At 41.0% G+C, this 1423-nt stretch carries 1 protein-coding gene; it reads right to left on the minus strand.

Features of this window, described 5'->3' with window-relative positions; genetic code table 11:
* Window positions 1-40 precede the first annotated feature (40 nt).
* Window positions 41-1249: an IS256 family transposase gene (locus GGD38_RS37330; protein ID WP_375301508.1), complete on the minus strand. Its 1209-nt coding sequence runs from the start codon at window positions 1247-1249 to the stop codon at window positions 41-43.
* Window positions 1250-1423: the final 174 nt, after the last annotated feature.

A 1423-nucleotide genomic window follows, 5' to 3' on the forward strand; every position in this document is an offset into this window, starting at 1 on the left:
GAGAGTGTAAAATATTATGTGTAAATAGGAAGTAACAGTATTAGAGTCGGCATCTGTGTTCAAAGATAGTTAAGAATTGATGCAGAATAAACCCCCAATTATGTAAAGGCGAACTCCATTTTGTTTCGATATTGGTAATAGCCAGATAAACAGCTTTTAAAGCTGAAGCATCATCAGGGAACTGGACCTTTGCTTTAGTGTACTTTCGAATCCCCCGATTAAGGTTTTCAATGGTGTTGGTGGTATAAATGATTTTTCTGATTTCCAGAGGGAAGTCAAAATAATTGGTTAGGTTGTCCCAATTAGTTCGCCAGGATTGAATTGCATGCTTGTATTTCGCTCCCCAGTTTTTATCGAAGTTCTCAAGAGCTATTTCTGCTTGTTGGCGGTTTACAGCGCCATAGACGTTTTTAAGATCAGCACAGAATGCTTTACGATCTTTCCAAACAACATATTTGCAGCTATTTCGGATTTGATGGACAATGCATAACTGAGTTACCGCATTAGGAAAAGCCCCTTTTATAGCATCTGTAAATCCTTTGAGATTGTCTGTACAGGCTATGAGGATGTCTTCAACGCCACGGGCTTTCAGGTCAGTTAGAACTGAAAGCCAAAATGAGGCTGATTCTGTTTCTGCCATCCACATGCCCAATACTTCCTTGAGTCCATCATTCTTTAAGCCAATTACCAGGTAAATACACTTGTTGATATACTTACCATTATGCCTCACTTTTAATACAATCCCGTCCATCCAAACAGTAAAATAAACAGGCTCCAATGCTCTGTTTTGCCATTCCTTTACATGTTCAATAATACGGTTAGTAACGTTGGATATAGTACCTTCGCTGACTTCTACGCCATATACTTCTTTTACCTGTTGGGAGATGTCAGATGTGGTCATACCTCGGCTGTACATGCCGATGATAGCTTCTTCCAGCTTGTCACTCATACGCGACCCCTTGGGAATCAGTTGGGGAGAAAATTCACTGTTACGGTCACGAGGAATGTTTAATATTAAGTCTCCGAGGGACTCAGTTTTGACCTTTTTTGTATAGGAGCCGTTGCGGCTGTTACCAGTATTATGGCCTTCTTTACTATGTTTTTCATAACCCAGATGCTCATCCAGTTCCGCTTTGAGCATCTCTTCTACTCCTTGCTTGTAAAGTTCACTGAAAAAGGATTGAAAGTCTTCCTTGCTTTTAAACTGCTTAAAAAAATCCTTCGGTACGTTTGATTGTTGATTGTCCATAAACTGTATTTAAAGGTAATAAAAAAGCGGGGCCAGTGAGGCCGCCGCTCCCGGGCAGGTTCGCTTCGTTCGGCTCCGCTACGCTCCGCCTCACTTCGCTTCACCTGCCCGGGGGATTAATCTCTCTAATACAGTTACTTATATTTTATTTACACAAAGAATTAGACACTTCCA

The organism is Niastella sp. OAS944, assembly GCA_024809215.1.
Classification (GTDB): Bacteria; Bacteroidota; Bacteroidia; order Chitinophagales; family Chitinophagaceae; genus Niastella.

Excerpts from the sequence above, each read along its gene's own strand:
- GGD38_RS37330 (WP_375301508.1), bottom strand. The coding sequence starts at position 1,249 with ATGGACAATCAACAATCAAACGTACCGAAGGATTTTTTTAAGCAGTTT.